The sequence below is a fragment of the Bartonella sp. AA86SXKL genome, from assembly GCF_042196885.1.
In genome coordinates, this window is record NZ_JBHIRE010000410.1 from 1 (window position 1) to 318 (window position 318).

The following is a 318-nucleotide window of genomic DNA, read 5'->3' on the forward strand; positions in this document are numbered from 1 at the left end:
CGCTTCAATATCAATAACAGTGACATCGTGATTTTCAGCAGCAAGACGCTCTGCTATCCCATAACCGACCTGTCCCGCCCCGCAAATAATAACACGCATAATCTATGAAACTCCGAGTGCCTTAAGTTTACGGTGCAAAGCTGAACGTTCCATACCTATAAATTCAGCTGTACGCGATATATTTCCACCCAAACGCCCAATCTGCGCTTCTAAATACTTCTTTTCAAACAATTCTCGTGCTTCACGTAATGGTAAATCCATTATACTCTCATCTGTATTCATTTGAAGGCGTGGCAAAGAATCGCTCACTTCACTAGG

The 318-nt window shown here is 42.8% G+C and carries 2 protein-coding genes; both read right to left on the minus strand.

Translation table 11 applies throughout. The features are described from left to right. A partial coding sequence (locus ACFIO5_RS12285; RefSeq protein WP_375705557.1) for an NAD-binding protein occupies positions 1-99 on the minus strand: 99 nt, incomplete at its 3' end. A 3-nt stretch (positions 100-102) separates the two neighbouring features. Next, the coding region (locus tag ACFIO5_RS12290; RefSeq protein ID WP_375705556.1) for a helix-turn-helix domain-containing protein at positions 103-318 on the minus strand (216 nt) is incomplete at its 5' end.